Annotated in this window: 1 protein-coding gene; it reads left to right on the top strand. The window is 53.7% G+C overall.

Annotated elements, in window-relative coordinates:
• The first annotated feature begins 211 nt into the window (after positions 1-211).
• Positions 212-2,491, top strand: a complete 2,280-nt coding sequence (locus ACN4EK_RS32370; protein WP_431662559.1) for a transglycosylase domain-containing protein — start codon at positions 212-214, stop codon at positions 2,489-2,491.
• The last annotated feature ends 139 nt before the right edge of the window (positions 2,492-2,630 follow it).

Here is a 2,630-nt window from a genome sequence, read left to right on the forward strand (position 1 = left end):
GGAGGATGAGGAAGATGAGGGAGATGGGAGGATGAGGAAGATGAGGGAGATGGGAGGATGAGGAAGATGAGGGAGATGGGAAGATGAGGATTAAGTGACCACTGATTACTGCTGAGTTCGTGCGGGTTGTCTAGAATAGGGCAGAAGCCGACTGGAATGTTCAGGATCGGTCTTGATTCTGTCTTCTCTATGCCCTGTTGGTTGATAACCCATGACTCCACCGACTCAGCCACCTCAAACGTTTTTAGGAAAAGTTACTCAGACGGTTCAAACGGTTCAGCATCAAACGCGGGTTTATTTCTCCAAACTCAAGCTGAATCCGAATGCGAGAGTCCCGGAGCTATGGGTGCAGGATGCGGAAGCTGACCATGCCGAAAAATATCCCTTGCTGGGCGATCGCTATGTGTTGGGACGGAGTTCTAAAGAGTGCGACATTGTGATTCGCAATCCGGTGGTGAGTCAGCGCCATCTTTCCCTCAATCGCAAGAAGCAGCCACCAGGAATACTCGCCTATGTGCTGCGATCGCCGTTTGTGCTGCGAGACGAAAATTCGACCAATGGTATCTTTCGGGGCAAGCGGCGGATTCGCTCGATGGTATTGCGGCACAATGATATCTATACCCTGGGGCCGTCGGAATTAGCGGATGCGGTGCGGATCAAGTTTTATGATCCGCCCCCCTGGTATATCAAAGTCTATCGCTATGCCATTTATGGGTTTAGTGGTCTAGCGGCATTAGCGACGATCGCGACGTTGGTGGAGTGGCAAAAGTTTTCAGTTACGCCTCTGCCCTTGTCTGTTCAGGGTCCGGTGATGGTCTATGCCCGAGATGGGGAAACGCCCCTGACCGCCATGACGACCCGCACCCATGCCGAAATGAAGCAGTTGTCCGAATATTCCCCCTATTTGCCAAATGCGGTGATTGCCTCGGAAGATTCTCGCTTCTACTGGCATTTTGGCGTTGATCCGATCGGGGTGATGCGGGCATTAGTGGCAAATGTGCGGGGGGGCGAAATTCGCGAGGGAGCCAGCACCCTGACTCAGCAACTGGCTCGTAGTATTTTGCGGGATTATGTCGGCACTGAGGACACTCCTGCTCGCAAACTGCGCGAAATGGTTGCTGCCATGAAGCTGGAAACCTTTCATAACAAGGATTTTCTGCTGCTGACCTACCTGAATCGGGTGTTTATGGGCAATGGTGCCTATGGATTTGAGGATGCTGCCCAGTTTTATCTGAATAAATCGGCGAAGGACTTAACCCTCTCGGAAGCGGCAACGCTGGTGGGGATGTTGCCAGCCCCGAATCTGTATAATCCGGTTCGCAATTACCAGAGAGCAATTCAGCAGCGAGATGGTGTCCTCAGTCGCATGTTGAGTCTGGGGATGATTTCGGCGGAGGAGGAACAAGCCGCCCGTCGATCGCGGATCGATGTCAACCCGAAAGCGCGGGAAGAACTGCAAGGGACGTTAGCTCCCTATTACTACGATCAGGTGTTTGCCGATCTGGAAGCCTTATTGGGACGGGATCTGGCGGCGGAAGGCAATTTTATTGTGGAAACGGGTCTAGATCTCCAGATGCAAGCGCAAGCCGAAACTGCCCTGCGGAATGAAATTGCCGGTGCCGGGGCAAATCTGGGCTATTCCCAAGGGGCGATCGTTACCTTAGATGCCAAAACAGGGGAAGTTCGGGCTTTAGTGGGCGGTGTGGATTATAAAACCAGTCAATTTAACCGCGCTACCCAGGCAGAACGGCAACCCGGTTCTACCTTTAAAGTGTTTGCTTTTGCGGCGGCACTGGAGCAAGGAACCTCTCCCGGCACAGGCTTTTCCTGCGGTGGGTTGAACTGGCAGGGGCAGTATTTTGATGGCTGTCGGGCAGGGGCAGGTAGCCTGGATATGTACACTGGCATGGCGCTATCCGAGAATGTGGTTGCCCTCCGGATTGCCCAACAGGCGGGTTTAAATCAGGTGGCAAATATGGCGCATCGGCTGGGGATTAAGTCCCAGTTAGAGGCGGTGCCTGGACTGGTACTCGGTCAGAGTAGCGTGACGGTTTTAGAAATGACAGGTGCCTTCGGGGTACTGGCGAATCAAGGTGTGTTTAATCCACCTCGAACAATTCGCCGGATTCTTGATAGTAGTGACTGCCAGAATCCCAAAGACATTCGCACCTGTCGAGTCATTTACTCCGCCGATCAAGACCCGGAAATGAATCGATCGGTCTTGAGTGCTGAAGTTGCCGATACGATGACGACGCTTTTGCAAGGGGTGGTGCGGAGTGGTACAGGACGTGATGCCGCGATCGGCTTGGGAGAAGCCGGAAAAACGGGTACCACCAACGACAATGCCGATCTGTGGTTTGTTGGTTACGTGCCCGATCGCGGCTTAGTGACTGGCATTTGGTTAGGGAATGATCAGGTGGTGCCCACGGGGGGAAGTAGTGCCCAAGCCGCTCGCCTGTGGGGCAGTTACATGGGGCAAGTGGTACGTTAGTGGTGACTCACACCGTTTTAGTTTGTCAACATCGCTCCTGTCTCAAATTGGGAGCCGCCTCGGTGCTGGCAGCATTTCAGGCCTCCACCAGTCCAGCGATCGCCGTGGTGCAAAGCTCCTGTTTGGGGCAGTGTGGCAA

The organism is Pantanalinema rosaneae CENA516, assembly GCF_050753385.1.
Lineage (GTDB): Bacteria > Cyanobacteriota > Cyanobacteriia > Leptolyngbyales > Leptolyngbyaceae > Pantanalinema > Pantanalinema rosaneae.

What these genes read in the sequence shown, in the direction of transcription:
- ACN4EK_RS32370 (WP_431662559.1), top strand. Translation starts at nt 212, where the DNA reads ATGACTCCACCGACTCAGCCACCTCAAACGTTTTTAGGAAAAGTTACT.